Here is a 16,904-nt window from a genome sequence, read left to right as displayed (position 1 = left end):
AAAGCATTACAAGATATGCTACAAAAACCCTACCTAAAAACAATAGTTGTAGAATCGGGTGAGTATGAATAGGATAACCCTAATGATACGGACATTATTTCAATTATATTTCTAAATGAATCAGCCGGTAATTTCCCTGAAAACTGTCGCTCCGAAGGGTTAAAGCCATCTGCTACTATTCTAACTTTGTAATAACGCGACAGCTCATCAAAAACTATAGAAAGGGGCTGATTTATAAAAACAAATTCATTTGTAAGCCAAACAGGTTTAGGAGGTCTATTTATTGTGCTTGAATTAAGTTTGAGCTCATTTTTATCAAGCAAGACTTGCTCACCGGCTTTTATTTTGAGAGGTTTCGACTTAGATGCTCTTACTTCAACCGAGCCTTCATAACAGGTAACAGAAAAGTCCTTATCTCTACTTATTACATTAAACTCGGTTCCAGTTACTACAATTTTTTTATTTTGAGCAACATCAACAATAAAGCGACCTTTACCTTTAGTAACTGTGAAATAACCTTCGCCCTCAAAGCTGACCTTGCGGTTAAACCATCCGTAAGTCAAAGAGTAAGCAATTGATGAGTTTTCATTTAGATTAACAAATGATCCATCGGGCAAATCAACCTTAAGGGTTTGCGCCTCATACGTTTCAAAATGATATTCCTTATTAAAAATCAGTACTGATGAGATTAGAAAAAGTATTGCTATTGAAGCAGCAACAAGCAGTTTGGTGTAACTAGGCTTTAAAGAGATGCTTTTATTGTGATGTTCCTCTTTTTCATCAATAGACTGCATGAGCAATTGCCAGGCCTCTTCCTTACTTCGTTTTGAAGGAGGAACAGACAAGTTGCTAAAAAAATTATCACTTTTTGCTTGCCCCATTTTATTATTTCCTATTTTTTCTTCGTTGCTCATATTTTATATCCAAACTTATCTCTCAGTACTTTGAGTGCTACTGACATTCTTTTCTCAATGGCTTTAACACTTAACCCAAGTCTTTCGGCTATCTCTTGGTAGCTTAGCTCATCAATTCTACTCATGAGGAAAACCTCTCTTGGGCCCTCGGGTATAGATGCAATTGCATCCTGAAGCTGCTGGTTGAACTGTTCAATTCTAATGGGCTCATCGGCGCTTTCTGCTGTACTACCACTAGCTGCTTTAGTTTGGCTCTGAAAGTTGTAAACAACTTTTAAATGCTTATAATGATTTTTAATGATATTTCCTGCAATAGTATATAATAACGATTTTACTGTTTCATCGTTAACCTTTTTTCGCATGTCCCATATTTTCAGGAAAACCTCCTGAACAATATCATCGGAAAGATCAACATCGCCAGTTTTATAATAGGCAAAATGTCGAATACTCTCGTAGAATTCGTCGAAAATTCTTCGAAACCACTCAATTTCTTCAGCAGTATAATTTCCTTTTGGGAGCGTCATGGTTAATTGCTATACGCACAAATTTAATCTAATCTTTATACTTTCATAAAAAATAAAGGTAGAAAAAAAGGTAGCAAGCTAATGCTACCTTTAAAATTATAACCATATAGGTTATATATCGCTATTCATGCTCCAAAGGAACTCCTCGTTTGTTGCTGTTTTCACCAAACGATCTCTCAGAAATTCCATGGCCTCAACCGAGTTCATATCGGTGAGATAATTTCTCAAGATCCAAATCTTTTGAAGAACCTCTTTATCTAGCAGCAAGTCCTCACGACGAGTACTTGAAGCCATAATATCAACAGCAGGGAATACACGTTTGTTAGCGAGTTTTCTATCGAGCTGAAGCTCCATATTACCAGTTCCTTTAAACTCCTCAAAAATAACATCATCCATTTTGCTACCAGTATCGGTAAGAGCGGTGGCTAGGATGGTAAGGGATCCACCATTTTCAATATTACGAGCAGCCCCAAAGAAACGCTTTGGCTTTTGAAGTGCATTAGCATCAACACCACCAGAGAGCACTTTCCCTGATGCTGGTTGAACAGTGTTGAATGCTCGGGCTAAACGGGTAATTGAGTCGAGAAGGATGACCACATCGTGACCACATTCAACTAGTCGTTTTGCTTTTTCCAGTACAATATTGGCAACTCTTACATGACGTTCAGCAGGCTCATCGAAGGTAGACGCGATAACCTCAGCATTCACACTACGAGCCATATCGGTTACCTCCTCTGGCCTCTCGTCAATAAGCAGAACAATCATGTATACCTCGGGATGATTTGCTGCTATTGAGTTGGCAATATCTTTTAAAAGAATTGTTTTACCAGTTTTTGGTTGGGCTACAATTAATCCTCGCTGCCCCTTACCAATAGGCGAAAACATATCAACAATTCGTGCAGATAGGAGGTTCATACCATTCCCTATTAGAGTAAACTTCTCATTAGGGAATAAGGGGGTTAAATAATCGAAAGGTACGCGGTCGCGAATAAATTCTGGATCACGGCCATTTATCTCTTGTACTTTAATTAAAGGGAAATATTTTTCACCCTCTTTTGGCGGCCTAATTGAGCCAGTAACAGTATCACCTGTCTTTAGTCCAAAAAGTTTTATTTGCGATTGCGAAACGTAAACATCATCGGGTGAACTTAAATAGTTATAGTCTGATGAGCGTAGAAATCCATAACCATCTGGCATGATTTCAAGTACGCCTGTAGTTGTAACAATCCCGTCAAAATCAAAGCGTTCGTTCCCTGTTCGTTTCTCAGGGTGTGGTTTTACCTGCTTAGGAGATTCTTTCTCGGTAACTTCAACAGTTTTCTCTTCTACTGTAATATTTTCAGGAGTAAATTTCTCTTCAACTTCAGCGACCTGTGATGTGTTTTCGGTTTTAGTGCTCTCAGCATCATCGTCAACTTGGACTTCTGATGCTTCGGTTTGGGCTTCAACATCTATTTCAGGTAAAACTACTGCCTTTTTATTAACTGTAAGAACTTTTTCGCTTTCCTCTTTTTTGTCTTCGGTTTTATCCGTTTCAACAGTTGAATACTCCTTTTTAGCCTCAACGTTTCTAGTAATACGTTTCCGTTTACTTTTTTCGGTTGTTTTTTCTACTGGCTTTTCGCTAGTTTTCTCCTCGTCGGTACTTTGGGCTTTAGTTTTAGGCTGTTCTTTAGAATCACTGGCCTTACTCTTTTGGCTTTTGCTGCTATCCTTCCCATCTTTCTTTGAGGAGTCAGCTGTCTTTTTTGTGGCTTTATTGGTAGTTCTTTTTCGCTCCTTGCTTTTTTCATCACCAGGCTTTAACGATGCTTCAATAGCTTGTTGGTCGAGTATCTTATAGATTAGTTCTTGTTTCTTTAAACCATCGACCTTTTTGATATTTAAACTCTTAGCTATTTCCTTAAGCTCAGGAAGTAACTTCTTGTTAAGTTCTAGTATGTCGTACATAATTTAGTATGATGATATTGTTAAGACAATAAGAATGGATTAGAATACGCGGTTTGTATTGATTTCTTTGGAAGACAATTCCGAATGCGTTGATGCAAATTTAAATGTTTGTTTTATACATACCAAATAATTGTTGCGATTTATAAAAAAGACAACTAATTTTTATTTACTCGAGTTTTATCTATGACCTCTTAAAACGTTTATTAAATACGTAAAATATCTTTGTTAAGTTTTTTCCGTCAAAGTTTGTATACTACTAACATAACGCAAAAAAGGAGAGCATAAACTCTCCTTTTTTATTTCAAAATTCAAAAAACTATGAATTCAAAGAGAATCGTTTAAAAGCAGTAACCTTTACATCTTTATCTACACCTTGTAGATATTGACGAATGGTCATCTTATTGTCCTTAATAAATTCTTGGTTTAATAGAGTGCTTTCCTTGTAGAATTTATTAAGTTTTCCTTCAGCAATTTTATCAAGTAAGTTTTCAGGCTTACCTTCTTGACGTGCTTGCTCTCTACCAATTTCAAATTCCTTTTGGCGAATATCCTCTGGCACATCATCTTTATCTATTGCTACAGGATTCATAGCAGCTACTTGCATAGCAACATCTTTAGCTGCTTGCACATCTATAGCCTTGCTGAATCCAACAATTGTAGCAAGTTTATTACCAGGATGAATATAAGAAACAACCATAGGAGCCTCTACAAATTCGTAGTAAGATAGTTCCATTTTTTCTCCAGTAATACCAGAGAATTCGGCAACCACATCAGCAACTTTTTTGCCATCTAGGGTTGACTCTTTTAGAGCTTCAAGGTTTGCAGGGCTTGTGCTTAAAGCATGGTCTAGAATTTTAGATGCAACACCAACAAAGTCGGCATTTTTAGCAACAAAGTCAGTTTCGCAGTTAAGCACAACAATAGCCCCACGGTTACCAGCTTCATTAACTTTTGCTAATGCAGCACCTTCGCCTGCCTCACGGTCGGCTCGTTTGTTGGCAATAGCCTTACCGCGTTCGCGTATTAATTCAATTGCACGATCCATATCACCGTCGGCTTCTACTAAAGCCTTTTTGCAGTCCATCATACCTGCTCCGGTGAGTTTACGTAGTTTAGCAACTTCAGCAGCTGTAATTTCAGCCATAATATTTTTGTTTTTTCAGTGAGTTATTATTCTTTATTTTCTTCAGCTGAGGCAGAATCATCTTGCATAGCAACATCGTCATCTTCTTCGGCTACTTCCTCTACAGCCTCATCATCTTTTTTAGCTTTACGAGCTTTGGTTTTTCCACCTTCTTTATCCTGATCAACTGTTTGTGTTTTTTCTTTTTCAGCCTTACGCTCTGCCAATCCCTCTTCAATGGCTTTAGCCATTATGTCAACAATTAAAGCGATTGACTTTGAAGCATCGTCGTTAGCCGGAATCACAAAATCGATAGGAGTAGGATCACAACAAGTATCAACCATTGCGATAACCGGGATGTTAAGCCTATTGGCTTCACGTACGGCGATATATTCTTTTTGAACATCAACCACAAAAAGGGCAGAAGGAAGACGGTTCATGTTAGCAATTGAACCAAGGTTCTTCTCTAGTTTAGCACGTTGACGTTGAATCTGTAGCTTTTCACGTTTAGAAAGAGTATCGAAAGTACCGTCGGTCATCATCTTATCGATGCTATTCATTTTTTTAACGGCCTTTCTGATAGTTGGGAAGTTAGTAAGCATACCACCAGGCCATCGCTCAGTTACGTAAGGCATGTTTGTTGATTTGATACGCTCTGCTACGATGTCTTTAGCTTGCTTTTTGGTAGCTACGAAAAGGATCTTACGACCCGATTTAGCGATTTGCTTAACAGCAGCGGCAGCTTCATCGATTTTTGCAACTGTTTTGTGCAGGTCAATAATATGAATACCATTTTTCTCCATGAAAATATATGGAGCCATTTTGGGATTCCACTTACGCTTTAAGTGGCCAAAGTGTACACCTGCTTCGAGTAATTCTTGAAAATTAGTTCTTGACATTTTTCAAATTGTTTAGATTCTTTGGCAATCGCTCAGTAGTCCCTTTCGGGAGTCTGGGCAATTTATTACTAAACTGCCTGCCAAATAGTTAATAATAAATTGTTTGTAAAATTGATAATTTTAACGTTTGCTGAACTGGAATCTCTTTCTTGCTTTTGGTCTACCAGGTTTCTTACGTTCAACCTCACGAGGATCGCGGGTTAAGAAACCGTTGGCACGCATAACTGCTCGGTTCTCCTCATTATACTTAACCAATGCCCTAGCAATTCCTAAACGAAGAGCTTCGGCTTGTCCAGTTACACCACCACCATCAAGGTTAACTTTAATATCAAAACTTTCTTCTGCGTTTATTGCAAGTAGTGGTTGCTTAACTACATAGTGTAGCAGTTCTGAACTGAAGTAATCCTTCAGATCACGACCATTTATTGTTATATTGCCTTTACCTTCGCGAAGGTAAACACGAGCAATAGCTGATTTTCTTCTACCTAATCCGTTGTAAACCTGCATAAGTTAACTTATTTAATGTTGCTTAATTCAATTTTCTTTGGTTGCTGAGCCTCGTGTGGGTGCTCAGATCCAGCATAAACATACAAATTACGGAACAACGCTGCTCCTAACCTGTTTTTAGGAAGCATACCCTTAACAGCATGCTCAATCACCCAAATAGGTTTGCGATGTAGCATCTCTTTTGGAGTAGCAAAACGCTGTCCTCCTGGGTAACCAGTATGACGAACATACTGTTTATCCGTTAACTTACGTCCGGTTAAACGAACTTTGTCAGCGTTAATAACAATTACATTATCACCACAATCAACATGAGGGGTGAAACTGGGTTTGTGTTTGCCTCTCAGGATTTTTGCAACTTGGCTCGATAAACGGCCTAGAACCTGATCGGTAGCATCTATCACAACCCACTCCTTTTTAACGGTGGCTTTGTTTGCCATTACCGTTTTGTAACTCTGCGTATTCACTGTAATCTCCTAATTTTTAGGTTAATACCAACAATTTGTGATCCTATATTTAGATAATAAGCGGGACGCAAAAATACAACTAATTATTTAAATAACAAGGGAAAATAAATTTAAAAATTTTACATCATTTTGAAGCTTAGCCAATTAAATAACATATCAAAATACTATAATTTATGAAACCCCTAGATTAGGGATACCTGCATAACGGAAAAATCTTAAAAAAAGAAAGTTTAAAGCGATGATATGTTTTACTTTCCTATCTTACATTTATAGCTGGCAGAAAATTTTCCCTTAGCTATCGCATTTAATTTTGAGCGAAGTAGCTGCTTGCGAATTGGTGAAACACGATCGGTAAAAAGAATACCATCTAAATGGTCGTATTCGTGTTGAATTATTCGAGCTGCCATCCCCTCATACTCCTCCTCGTGTTCCTTAAAGTTTTGGTCAACGTACCGAATTCTTATTTTGGACTCACGTTCAACATCTTCATGCAATCCTGGTAAGCTCAAACACCCTTCGTTGTATATAGTTTTTTCGCCAAATCGCTCTACAATTTGAGCATTTATAAAAACCTTTTTAAAATCTTTAAGGGTTGGATCATCTTCGGCAAGCGGTGTTCCATCAACCACAAATAGCCTTATGGACAACCCAATTTGGGGAGCCGCTAAGCCAATCCCATCGGAATTGCTCATTGTTTCGTACATATCGTCAATCAACTTATCAAGCTCTGGATAATCTGGTGTAATGTTTTGAGCAACCTTCCTTAACACAGGCGAACCGTATATGTAAACTGTTCGTATCATCGTTTTTTTTGCAAAAGTATTAATTATTTATAGTTTAAACCTTCCAAATAGCTTTGCAGTATTATTGAAGCGCTAATTTTATCGACATTAGCCTTAACCTGTCTATCCTTTTTTTTCATGCCGCCATCAATCATGGCTTGCATAGCTAACTTTGAGGTAAACCGCTCATCGGCATACTCCAAAGGTAAATTGGGAAACTTCTTCTTTATCTGCTTTACAACAGGTTTGATATAGTTAACAGCTTCCGAGGGAGTATTGTTCATTTGCAACGGATATCCTACAACTATTAGCTCTATCTCATTTTCTTTTAATAGCTTCTCCAGAAAAGGAACTACAGTATGAGTTGGAATGGTATCGAGTGGCGAAGCTATTATTTTTAAAGGATCAGTGAGAGCAACTCCTGTCCTTTTTCGTCCTATATCAAGTGCAACTATCCGTCCCAAATTTTTTATTTTGATATTTTTGAAAGAACTTCGTTCAACTTCCCAAGATACTCTGGCTTTACAGTAACCTCCTGCTTATTTCTTAGTTGAACATTATTTGTAGGCTTGTTCGTAATTTTTCTTACCATGGCCAGGTTTATCATTTGCGAATTGCTGATTGGAGCAAAATGACGTTCTTCAAGTAAAGAAGATAGCTCAGCAAATGAGTTTGCAACCTTTAGCTGACTGTTATCAGCAAGTTTTATTACTGTATCGCTATTTGTTTGTTCTACTAGTTGGATTGCAGAAACATCAATACATTCATACTTATCGTCAGTGGATACAACTAGCTTTTTGGGAATTATCTCTTTTATATTTTCAAAAAGAGCATAGTACTTATTTCTCCCATCAAATTGAGAGTAGCGCTGTTTTATGATCTTCTCTAAGGCTTGATGAAGTTCATCAACCTCAATGGGTTTAAGTAGATAATCAATTGCACTATACTTAAAAGCTTTTATTGCGTAGTTGTTATAGGCAGTAATGAAAATTACATCGAAATTCCGATGAGGACACCCTTCAAGGAAGTCAAAACCACTTCCACCTGGCATCTCGATGTCTAAAAAAACTATATCGGGATCAAACTGTTTTACCTTTTCTATTCCTTCATTGGCAGAATGGGCAACTCCAATAATATCGACATGCTGCTCATACTTGCCAATAAGCAGTTCAAGCGTACGTAGCGATGCTATTTCATCATCAACAATAAGAGCTTTAAGCATTTGTCCTCAAAACAAGTTTCGACAAAAATAGATATTGAATGTGGTTTTTGCAATGTTTTGCCAGAACAAACTGTTTAAATACCAATAATTAAAAGCCTACCCCAACTATAGATAGTTTTATACTTCGTACACAGCAGCTAGTTCCGGTAATAGCTCACTGTAAAGTTTATTAACCTTTTCAAACTCGTTCCTTTTACTATAGCCCAATCGTACTACTCTTGAAATACCCATAATCTTATATAAAACCCTTCGCCAATGGAAAAGAATAAATGCCGATACAGGTAACGATAAAAAGTATATAAGAGATATAACCAAACTTTTAAATGCCAAACCCACAACAACAACCTGCAAAGGATAAAGTATTAACACCAGAAGCAGGCTTGCAGCATGTTTAACAGAGCTATGAAATTGCACATCCTTAAACTTTTTACTCAGCCAAAAAGGTAACAGAATAGGTAAAAGATGATTTAAAAAACCATACAATGCAAGGGGCGATGCTATTATAATAAAAGGTATCATCCAGACTAAGTTAAATGCTTTAGAAACAAGAAGCGGCAAAGCCCGTTGCTTGAGCTTATACTGTTGCATAAGCTCAAGCAACTCGTTTGATTTCGATATTATGCTATTAAATCTGTTAGTATTATTTCGCTTTAACTCATCCAGCTTCGCAATTAAACGCTTTCTTATCTCAAAATGATTGTTTTGAGTTTTGGGCAACCCCTTAAATTTGACGTAGTACTTTGAAAAGAATTCCGTGAGAAAAATGTAACTTTCGTAATTATGCTCATCCTCAACATGTATCATCTCCTTTTTCATTCTTTCAGCCAACTCACCAACCAATGAGTTGTAAGCCAATGCCTTGTTTTGACGATACAGTTCCAAGTATTTTTTTACAGGAAACGGTTCACCAATCCTTATTAGCAATTTACTGCGGTATCTCACATAGTTAGAGTAGTCTAATCCAACAGGAACAATATGAATATTTAAAGTACCATCCGATGCGTCTTCGGTTTGCAAAGCAATTCTAGCAATTCCCTTTTTTAGCTGCCTTAAACGCTTAAAACCATCGTGGTTGCCTTCAGGTAAAATTACGAGCCCATTGCCGTTCCTTATAATGTCCATGGTTTTCTGAAAAATCCTATCGTTTAACGACAGGTTTTCGTAACCATCGCGAATGCGATAAACGGGCATGATTTTAAGAAAGGTAAGAATTTTGGATATTAACGGTTTGTTAAAAATATCGGCACGTGCCAAAAATACAGGCTGCCAACTGTGGTTAAGTGTTAGCATGGCCAAGGCATCAATCAAGGCATTCTGATGGTTCGGTGCAAATATGAAGGTGGTATTTTTAGTTAGTTTTTCTAGTCCAACAATCTCGGTCTTAAAATACAACCGAAACATCATGTTTTGATAAAAACGGAGTAACCAATAACCAAATGACCATTTCTCAATTCTTTCTCTGCTAGTAGGCATAACACAAAAAACTAAAATCCAACAAAAAACTAGTTAAACTTTTTCGACCAATAATAGGCAATTCCAAGCCCCGAAACAATGTGCCAGATTCCCCAAAGTGCAGCAATGAATGCCATTCCGCCAAGTCCATCAAAAAGATTTGGATTGAAAATTAGCACTAATCCTAAGCCCGAGTTCTGAATCCCCGTTTCAATGGCAATAGTTCTTCTATCGCGCTTGTTAAGTTTGAATAGCGTAGGAATTAGATAACCCGTAAGAAGCCCTAAAGCATTATGTGCCAATACAATTAGTGCTATTAAATGCACGTATTTAAGAAAATAGCTAAAATTTGCAGCAAGGGCAGCAACTACAAAGCCTAGAAAAGCGACAATGGAAAATATCTTGAATGGCTTAGAAATTCGTTGAGCCGTATTTGGGAAAAAACGAGCAAATAGGACGCCAAGAAAGACAGGTATACCCAGCAAGATAAGGACGGTTTTAATCATCTCCCAGGCATCTATCTCAATAGGAATAACAAGATTTGATGCAGAGGAGTAAAGTTTTCCCCAAAATGTAAAGTTAAACGGTGTCATAAAAATTGCGGCTATTGTAGCAATAGCAGTTAGAGTAATTGATAGAGCTACGTTTCCCTTTGCAAGCGATGAAATGAAGTTAGATATATTTCCTCCTGGGCATGCCGCCACAAGTATCATTCCAAGTGCTACGCTTGGTGTAGGTTGAATGACTAATACAAGTAAAAAAGTTAAAAACGGCAAAGCAAAGAATTGAGAGAAAAAACCTACGATAACGGGTTTGGGGCTCACAAAGAGTAACTTAAAGTGCTCAACTCTTATCTGTAAAGCAATTCCAAACATGATGAGGGCTAAGGTAATGTTCATAAATAGCAATCCACCCTTTGAAAAGTTAAGCCAAATCCAATCTAGCGTTTCAAGGGTTGCCTTAATATGCAAATCCCTAGCAATTACCCTCCCATCAGATAACTCTAGGCGATGCCTATTAGTATAATACCAATCCTCCCCATTTAAAATACTATCTGGTTCACCTGCTCGTTCAACAGCTTCAGCAAGCGACATCCCAATTCTTAAAGTTGAAATTGACAATCCATGTTTACTGCTATCATTTAGATGTCGCTTGAGCTTTATCTTTATCCTTTTATGTGTGTCTTTAAGCCTAATATCAGAAATTATGCTATCTACAAAAACAGCCTGATTTCCTTGATAGTAATACCTTTGTACATAAACCTTTTTAGTAGGCGTACCTAAAAGGTCAAGAACATAAGTTGAGTCGCTCTGGAGTGGAATGTCTTTAAGTTTCTTTGCTAAGGATTCCGATCTGGAGACAAAGGAATTAAGTATCAAGGCAACTACGAGCAGCGAGATGATTCGTGTGCGAGATGTCTTCATACTGATAGTTTAATGATATTTAACAAAACGCATAGGATGCAAAGGTTACTATTTTTTTTATAAATAGCAATTTGAAAGCTAAAAGCAAAAAATAATTATGCAGTCTATTGTAATTCAATTAATAAAAAAATGTATCTTTGCGGCGCAAAAGTAATAAGTAGGTTTAATTAAAAGCGTAAAGTATGCCTGTAAAAATCAGACTAAGCCGCCATGGTAGGAAAAGAAGACCCTACTACCACATTGTGGTGGCGGATAGCAGGGCGCCACGAGATGGCAGATTCATTGAAAGGATTGGTTCGTACAATCCAACCACAAATCCTGCTACTATTGAATTAAATTTTGATAGGGCATTGGACTGGCTTCAAAAGGGCGCTCAACCTACTGACACCTGTAGGGCTATCCTTTCGTACAAAGGTGTATTGTTAAAGAAACACCTTCTTGAAGGTGTTAAAAAGGGTGCACTTACCCCAGAACAAGCTGAGGCTAAATTCCAGGAGTGGGTAGCACAGAAAGAGGCCAAGATTAAGGCTAAGATTGAATCATTAGCAAAGAACGAAGCTGATGCTCAAAAACAACGTTTAGAGGCTGAAGCTAAAGTTCGTGAGGCTCGTGCTCAAGAAATTGCCAAAAAGCAAGCCGAAATGGCGGCTAAAGAGGCAGAAGAACAAGTTGAAAATGCTTCAGAGGAAGCAAGTTCCGAAGAAAACACTGAATCGGAAAACGCCTAAGCTTATTGATGAATGGGGGATGCCAGTTTTGTTAATATTGGATACATCCAAAAAACACATGGCATTCATGGTGAACTTCTGGTAAATTTTGATTTGCCACTTAAGTTTGACCCAATTGAACTGGAATCGGTATTCATTGAAATTGATGGTATACCGGTTCCTTTTTTTATTGAGAATATTAAAGCCCCATCTGAAGAAAAAGCCATTTTAAAACTCGACGAAGTTGATAGTATTGAGAAAGCTCAGCATTTTACTGGGTTAAACCTTTTACTCCCTGTAGATAATATTCCCGAATCCGACGAGATGTTTCTTGCCGACCTGGTTGGTTACTTAGTTTACGATGAAAACAGCAACCGCATAGGAAAGATTTCCGATTACATTGAGTATGATTTGAACGCTACATTTACCGTTCTTAGAGACAATGGTGTAGAGGTAATTATTCCTGCTGCAGATGAACTTATTACTCTGGTTGATATAGAAAAGAAAATAGTAGAGATGCAAATTCCTGAAGGAATACTAAATCTTAACTCTTAACTTTACGCTGTTCTCAAAAGCAATTATTCTTTTTTGCCAGTTCTCAGGAATTTTTATTGTCTCTCCTAGGCTATTGCTATAGCAAACCATCACACACTGGCTTTCTGCTGCTATGCTATTCATAGAATGATTCATAATTTTTTGCTCCATCCTAAGGCTCTTATTACCAATTTCAACTATTCTGCTTAGCACCTCAATTTTATCCCACATCTTAATGGGTTTTAGATAGTTTATTGTAATGCTAGCAAGGATAAGCCCCTTTGACTCCCAATCCATTTGTTCTTCAAACACATCGGTAAAGTAGTTTAATCGGCCTAAATCGAAATACTGCTGGTATACAGAATTGGTAACATGCGATAGCTGGTCGATATCATTAAATCTTATTTGGATGGGCGAACGATGCTTAAAATCATGCAGACTTGAATTTAGAGTCTTGCTCATGCTTCTGAAATTCTTTTTGTTTATCAATATTTTCGTAAACTGAGTTTCGACTAATAAACTCAGGAACGATTTCCTTCATCTTGCTAACTATCAAAAAGTTGTTATGAGACGGTAGGCAACTAATTAGCTCATTTATCATAGGGAAAACATCGTCAGAAGAATATTCGTCAACCTTAGCAATCATAATTTTGGGATGATACGTAGGAATAGTATTTTCTTTATTGTTAAGCAATTCCTCGTATAGCTTTTCGCCAGGGCGTAAACCTGTAAAGTTGATTTGAATATCTTTGCCATAGGTTAAGCCAGAGAGTTTTATCATCTTTTTAGCCAAATCAAGAATCTTGACTGGCTTGCCCATGTCAAAGATGAATATCTCGCCCCCCTGCCCCATTGCACCAGCCTCAAGCACAAGCTGGCAAGCCTCTGGAATGGTCATGAAATATCTTATAATATCGGGATGGGTAATGGTAACAGGTCCACCATTCTCTATTTGCTTTCTGAAACGCGGAATCACAGAGCCATTGGAGCCGAGCACATTCCCAAAACGGGTAGTAATAAATTTGGTTGGTGAGGTAGTGTTAAGTGTTTGAGTGTAAATTTCAGCTATCCTCTTGCTTGCCCCCATAACGTTTGTTGGGTTTACAGCCTTATCTGTAGAAATCATCACAAACTTCTCTACTCCAAACTTAACGGAAAAGTCTGCAATTAACTTTGTTCCAAGCACGTTATTGAAAACAGCCTCGGTAGGATTGTTTTCCATCATAGGAACATGCTTATATGCAGCTGCATGAAATACCACCTGTGGTTTAAAAACCTCAAATACCTTTTTTAACCGATATTCATTTGTAACGCTGCCAATTACTGTTTCAAAATCAAAAAAGTGAATGCTTTCTTTTAACTCCAGCTCCAACTCGTATAAGGGTGTCTCTGCAATGTCGTATAAAATGATTTTTTTAGGGTAGAAGCGGGAAATCTGTCGAACCATTTCGCTCCCTATCGATCCAGCAGCTCCAGTAACAAGAACAACCTTACCTTTAATGTAGTCTTGTATTCTTTTCTTGTCTAAAACAATGGGTGGCCGCTCAAGAAGGTCCTCAATTCGTATATTCTTCAGCTGTTTTACATTCAGCTCACCATTTATCCAAACTGAAGCATCGGGTACGGTCTGCACCTTAATGTTTAAGGCTAGGCACTTTTCAATGATTTTATTTTTTCTACTTGGATCAAGATTCTTAGATGCAAGAATGATTTTAGAAACATCATACTTTTGAACAAGAAACTCAATCTTATTAATACCATAAATTTCGATATCCTCAATTTTATTTCCCTCTTGACGATTATAGGGGTCAATAAACCCAACTATCCTTATCCCAGAAAGAGTTTCCTTGTCTACAGCCCGTTTTACTGCGGCAGCAAATTGTTCAACACCAATTATCAGGATCTTCTCACCATCAACATCAGAGTTTCTAATGGTATAATAAATTGCTTTGTAAGTAAGCCTAGAACCAACTAGTAAAATGATGGTGATAAAGTAATCGATTAAAAGAATAGAGTTGGGAATTAAGAATTGTTTATTTGCAATGTAGTTAATGAAATTTATAATAAAGAGGACAAATGTTCCCAAACTAGTAACTATAAAAATTCTTTCAGCATCCTTAGTACTAGTATATCGAATTAAACCAGCAAATGTTCTAAAAGATATAAAATGTATCGCCCTAATAAAAAGCACAAGGGGTATTATCGACTTAAGAAGAAGTTTAAACTCATTGGATGGCGAAAACTCAAATCGTACATAAAACGAAAGCGTGATTGAAAATAAACAAATTAAAATATCAATCAGGAAAACAATCCAGCGTGGTGTATGTTTTGGTGGTTGAATCATATCTTCTCGTTATTGGGCAAAATTACGAATAAAAACAGGTTCTAAAAAGGGCATGCAAATATCGTGCTAATGTTTGCATTTAACAAATTGTTAATTTATAACTTTTTATTGAAAACTTGATTTATAGGTATAAGAAAATGGTTACTTTTACAACAAATTTTCTGACCTATGCGATTATATACAGAAAATCTTATTAAAAGATACAAAACTCGGACAGTAGTCAAGGGTGCAAGCGTTGAAGTTAGCCAAGGAGAGATTGTTGGATTACTTGGACCTAATGGTGCTGGTAAAACAACAACCTTTTACATGATAGTTGGATTAATCAAGCCCAATTCAGGAAGGATTTTTTTAGATGATTCTGATATAACAAATGAACCCGTATTTAAACGTGCGCAGCGTGGTATCGGTTATCTTGCCCAAGAGGCATCGGTATTTAGGCAGCTTAGTGTTGAAGACAACATAAAGGCTGTACTTGAAATGACAAGTTTTAGTAAGGAATACCAAAAAGAAAAATTAGAATCTCTTATTGAGGAATTTGGATTGCAAAAGATTAGAAAAAGCTTGGGAATTCAACTCTCGGGGGGCGAACGACGTAGAACTGAAATTGCTCGAGCCTTAGCTATAGACCCTAAGTTTATTTTACTTGATGAACCATTTGCTGGTGTAGACCCTATAGCAGTAGAGGATATCCAAGCAATAGTTGCTCACCTTAAAGATAGAAACATAGGGATTCTAATTACAGACCATAACGTTCATGAAACCCTTTCTATTACAGACCGAGCTTATCTGCTTTACGATGGAGAAATTCTTAAATCGGGAACAGCAGAAGAACTGGCTGATGATGAGCAAGTTCGAAAACTCTACCTTGGTCAAAACTTTGAATTAAGAAAATAATTTAAAGGAATAGGCAAAAAAGTATTGCTATTACAAAAATATTTATTACTTTTGCACAACAATTTTGCGGATATGGCGTAATTGGTAGCCGCGCTAGACTTAGGATCTAGTGCCGAAAGGCGTGGGGGTTCGAGTCCCTCTATCCGCACCAAGCCCGGGTTAACGGGCTTTTTTTTTTACCACAACTAATTGAAACTATTTCTAAGTAATTGACCAACAGAAGTTATTCCTTTTAAAAAAATATCTGACGTAATCCTTCATAACTCTATCTATAACAAACTTAATTCACGAAGTTTTCTTTTGAGATTAACATTTCCTCGTTTTTCTTTCTTATTTTTGAGAAATAATTTGATTGCTATATGGTTCAATATTTAGAGTTACTCGATCACATACTTAAGAATGGTGTTAAGAAAGACGATCGCACTGGAGTAGGAACAATAAGCGTGTTTGGCTACCAAATGCGATTCGATTTGCAAGAAGGGTTTCCCTTGCTTACCACAAAAAAGTTGCACCTGAAATCTATAATTCACGAGCTCTTGTGGTTCTTAAAGGGAGATACCAACATAAAATACCTTAATGAGAATGGAGTAACCATATGGGATGAATGGGCCGATGAAAATGGTGAGCTAGGTCCAGTTTATGGATATCAATGGCGAAGCTGGCCATCGGCAAATGGGAAGCATATCGATCAAATTAGCCAGGTAATTGAGTCGTTGAAAAACAATCCAAACTCTCGTCGACATATTGTATCGGCTTGGAATGTTAGTGAAATTGAAAACATGGCTCTTCCACCCTGCCATGTTCTATTCCAGTTTTACGTAGCAAATGGAAAGCTTTCGTGCCAGCTTTACCAACGCAGCGCTGATGTTTTTTTGGGAGTTCCTTTCAACATCGCCTCATATGCTTTATTAACCATGATGGTAGCCCTGGTATGTGGATACGAACCTGGCGAGTTTATACACACCCTTGGCGATACACATATCTACCTCAACCATATCGAACAGGTAAAGCTACAACTAACTAGAGAACCACGCAAGCTGCCTAAAATGATTATAACCCCCGAAATAAAATCGATATTTGATTTTCAGTATAGCGATTTTAAACTAGAAGGGTATGACCCACACCCACATATTAAAGGAGAGATTGCTGTTTAGATATTAAAAC

Annotated in this window: 18 protein-coding genes and 1 tRNA gene; 5 read left to right on the top strand and 14 right to left on the bottom strand. The window is 37.3% G+C overall.

Going from position 1 to position 16,904, the window contains the following annotated elements:
- Window positions 1-29: 29 nt before the first annotated feature.
- From FHG85_RS01860 to FHG85_RS01805, 12 genes are all read right to left on the bottom strand, one after another.
- Window positions 30-914, bottom strand: coding sequence for a FecR family protein (locus FHG85_RS01860; RefSeq protein WP_173072578.1), 885 nt, complete (start codon window positions 912-914; stop codon window positions 30-32).
- Complete coding sequence (locus FHG85_RS01855; RefSeq protein WP_173072577.1) at window positions 911-1,438, bottom strand: RNA polymerase sigma factor; 528 nt, start codon at window positions 1,436-1,438, stop codon at window positions 911-913. Before FHG85_RS01855 ends, FHG85_RS01860 begins: the two co-directional genes overlap by 4 nt.
- A gap of 111 nt (window positions 1,439-1,549) precedes the next feature.
- Window positions 1,550-3,388, bottom strand: a complete 1,839-nt coding sequence (rho, locus tag FHG85_RS01850) for a transcription termination factor Rho (protein WP_173072576.1) — start codon at window positions 3,386-3,388, stop codon at window positions 1,550-1,552.
- Between the two features lie 316 nt (window positions 3,389-3,704).
- Window positions 3,705-4,532: a translation elongation factor Ts gene (tsf, locus tag FHG85_RS01845; protein WP_173072575.1), complete on the bottom strand. Its 828-nt coding sequence runs from the start codon at window positions 4,530-4,532 to the stop codon at window positions 3,705-3,707.
- Between the two features lie 26 nt (window positions 4,533-4,558).
- A complete protein-coding gene (gene rpsB / locus FHG85_RS01840; RefSeq protein ID WP_173072574.1) occupies window positions 4,559-5,410 on the bottom strand; it encodes a 30S ribosomal protein S2 in 852 nt (283 codons plus the stop codon).
- A gap of 120 nt (window positions 5,411-5,530) precedes the next feature.
- Window positions 5,531-5,917, bottom strand: a complete 387-nt coding sequence (rpsI, locus tag FHG85_RS01835; protein ID WP_173072573.1) for a 30S ribosomal protein S9 — start codon at window positions 5,915-5,917, stop codon at window positions 5,531-5,533.
- Between the two features lie 8 nt (window positions 5,918-5,925).
- Window positions 5,926-6,381 (bottom strand): 50S ribosomal protein L13, encoded by a 456-nt coding sequence (rplM, locus tag FHG85_RS01830; protein WP_220429221.1) that lies wholly within the window; start codon window positions 6,379-6,381, stop codon window positions 5,926-5,928.
- Window positions 6,382-6,629: 248 nt separating this feature from the next.
- On the bottom strand, window positions 6,630-7,184 hold the full coding sequence (gene def / locus FHG85_RS01825; protein WP_173072571.1) for a peptide deformylase: 555 nt from the start codon (window positions 7,182-7,184) through the stop codon (window positions 6,630-6,632).
- A gap of 23 nt (window positions 7,185-7,207) precedes the next feature.
- On the bottom strand, window positions 7,208-7,627 hold the full coding sequence (gene ruvX / locus FHG85_RS01820) for a Holliday junction resolvase RuvX (RefSeq protein ID WP_173072570.1): 420 nt from the start codon (window positions 7,625-7,627) through the stop codon (window positions 7,208-7,210).
- Between the two features lie 5 nt (window positions 7,628-7,632).
- Complete coding sequence (locus FHG85_RS01815; RefSeq protein ID WP_173072569.1) at window positions 7,633-8,385, bottom strand: LytR/AlgR family response regulator transcription factor; 753 nt, start codon at window positions 8,383-8,385, stop codon at window positions 7,633-7,635.
- Between the two features lie 117 nt (window positions 8,386-8,502).
- A complete protein-coding gene (locus tag FHG85_RS01810) occupies window positions 8,503-9,858 on the bottom strand; it encodes a 1-acyl-sn-glycerol-3-phosphate acyltransferase (protein WP_173072568.1) in 1,356 nt (451 codons plus the stop codon).
- A gap of 29 nt (window positions 9,859-9,887) precedes the next feature.
- Window positions 9,888-11,261, bottom strand: a complete 1,374-nt coding sequence (locus FHG85_RS01805; protein ID WP_246249252.1) for a bile acid:sodium symporter family protein — start codon at window positions 11,259-11,261, stop codon at window positions 9,888-9,890.
- A 182-nt stretch (window positions 11,262-11,443) separates the two neighbouring features.
- On the opposite strand from FHG85_RS01805, the gene FHG85_RS01800 reads away from it, so the two are divergent.
- A complete protein-coding gene (locus FHG85_RS01800) occupies window positions 11,444-11,989 on the top strand; it encodes a 30S ribosomal protein S16 (protein ID WP_173072567.1) in 546 nt (181 codons plus the stop codon).
- A gap of 12 nt (window positions 11,990-12,001) precedes the next feature.
- The gene (rimM, locus tag FHG85_RS01795; protein ID WP_173072566.1) at window positions 12,002-12,523 is read left to right on the top strand and encodes a ribosome maturation factor RimM; all 522 of its coding nucleotides are present in this window, start codon (window positions 12,002-12,004) and stop codon (window positions 12,521-12,523) included.
- On the opposite strand, the gene FHG85_RS01790 is transcribed toward rimM, so the two are convergent.
- Entirely contained in the window at window positions 12,506-12,964 is a 459-nt protein-coding gene (locus FHG85_RS01790; RefSeq protein WP_173072565.1) for an acyl-CoA thioesterase, read from the bottom strand. The two genes, rimM and FHG85_RS01790, sit on opposite strands and share 18 nt — an antisense overlap.
- On the bottom strand, window positions 12,933-14,846 hold the full coding sequence (locus FHG85_RS01785; RefSeq protein ID WP_173072564.1) for a polysaccharide biosynthesis protein: 1,914 nt from the start codon (window positions 14,844-14,846) through the stop codon (window positions 12,933-12,935). The genes FHG85_RS01790 and FHG85_RS01785 overlap by 32 nt, the downstream gene beginning before the upstream one ends.
- Window positions 14,847-15,014: 168 nt before the next feature.
- On the opposite strand from FHG85_RS01785, the gene lptB reads away from it, so the two are divergent.
- From lptB to FHG85_RS01770, 3 genes are all read left to right on the top strand, one after another.
- Entirely contained in the window at window positions 15,015-15,740 is a 726-nt protein-coding gene (gene lptB / locus FHG85_RS01780; protein ID WP_173072563.1) for an LPS export ABC transporter ATP-binding protein, read from the top strand.
- Window positions 15,741-15,806: 66 nt separating this feature from the next.
- Window positions 15,807-15,891 (top strand) — tRNA-Leu (locus FHG85_RS01775).
- Between the two features lie 208 nt (window positions 15,892-16,099).
- On the top strand, window positions 16,100-16,894 hold the full coding sequence (locus FHG85_RS01770; RefSeq protein WP_173072562.1) for a thymidylate synthase: 795 nt from the start codon (window positions 16,100-16,102) through the stop codon (window positions 16,892-16,894).
- The last annotated feature ends 10 nt before the right edge of the window (window positions 16,895-16,904 follow it).

Origin of the sequence: Tenuifilum thalassicum (assembly GCF_013265555.1) — a bacterium.
Taxonomy (GTDB): domain Bacteria; phylum Bacteroidota; class Bacteroidia; order Bacteroidales; family Tenuifilaceae; genus Tenuifilum; species Tenuifilum thalassicum.
The sequence above is the reverse complement of the archived record's forward strand: the minus strand, read 5'-3'. Positions and strand labels throughout refer to the sequence as shown.

Bases quoted from the DNA above. Each gene is read 5' to 3' on its own strand.
- FHG85_RS01855 (WP_173072577.1), bottom strand. From the start codon at position 1,438: ATGACGCTCCCAAAAGGAAATTATACTGCTGAAGAAATTGAGTGGTTT.
- FHG85_RS01770 (WP_173072562.1), top strand. From the start codon at position 16,100: ATGGTTCAATATTTAGAGTTACTCGATCACATACTTAAGAATGGTGTT.
- def (WP_173072571.1), bottom strand. From the start codon at position 7,184: ATGATACGAACAGTTTACATATACGGTTCGCCTGTGTTAAGGAAGGTT.
- rimM (WP_173072566.1), top strand. From the start codon at position 12,002: ATGGGGGATGCCAGTTTTGTTAATATTGGATACATCCAAAAAACACAT.
- tsf (WP_173072575.1), bottom strand. From the start codon at position 4,532: ATGGCTGAAATTACAGCTGCTGAAGTTGCTAAACTACGTAAACTCACC.
- FHG85_RS01810 (WP_173072568.1), bottom strand. From the start codon at position 9,858: ATGCCTACTAGCAGAGAAAGAATTGAGAAATGGTCATTTGGTTATTGG.
- rpsI (WP_173072573.1), bottom strand. From the start codon at position 5,917: ATGCAGGTTTACAACGGATTAGGTAGAAGAAAATCAGCTATTGCTCGT.
- FHG85_RS01790 (WP_173072565.1), bottom strand. From the start codon at position 12,964: ATGAGCAAGACTCTAAATTCAAGTCTGCATGATTTTAAGCATCGTTCG.
- lptB (WP_173072563.1), top strand. From the start codon at position 15,015: ATGCGATTATATACAGAAAATCTTATTAAAAGATACAAAACTCGGACA.
- FHG85_RS01785 (WP_173072564.1), bottom strand. From the start codon at position 14,846: ATGATTCAACCACCAAAACATACACCACGCTGGATTGTTTTCCTGATT.
- FHG85_RS01815 (WP_173072569.1), bottom strand. From the start codon at position 8,385: ATGCTTAAAGCTCTTATTGTTGATGATGAAATAGCATCGCTACGTACG.
- FHG85_RS01860 (WP_173072578.1), bottom strand. From the start codon at position 914: ATGAGCAACGAAGAAAAAATAGGAAATAATAAAATGGGGCAAGCAAAA.
- FHG85_RS01800 (WP_173072567.1), top strand. From the start codon at position 11,444: ATGCCTGTAAAAATCAGACTAAGCCGCCATGGTAGGAAAAGAAGACCC.
- FHG85_RS01805 (WP_246249252.1), bottom strand. From the start codon at position 11,261: ATGAAGACATCTCGCACACGAATCATCTCGCTGCTCGTAGTTGCCTTG.
- rho (WP_173072576.1), bottom strand. From the start codon at position 3,388: ATGTACGACATACTAGAACTTAACAAGAAGTTACTTCCTGAGCTTAAG.
- rpsB (WP_173072574.1), bottom strand. From the start codon at position 5,410: ATGTCAAGAACTAATTTTCAAGAATTACTCGAAGCAGGTGTACACTTT.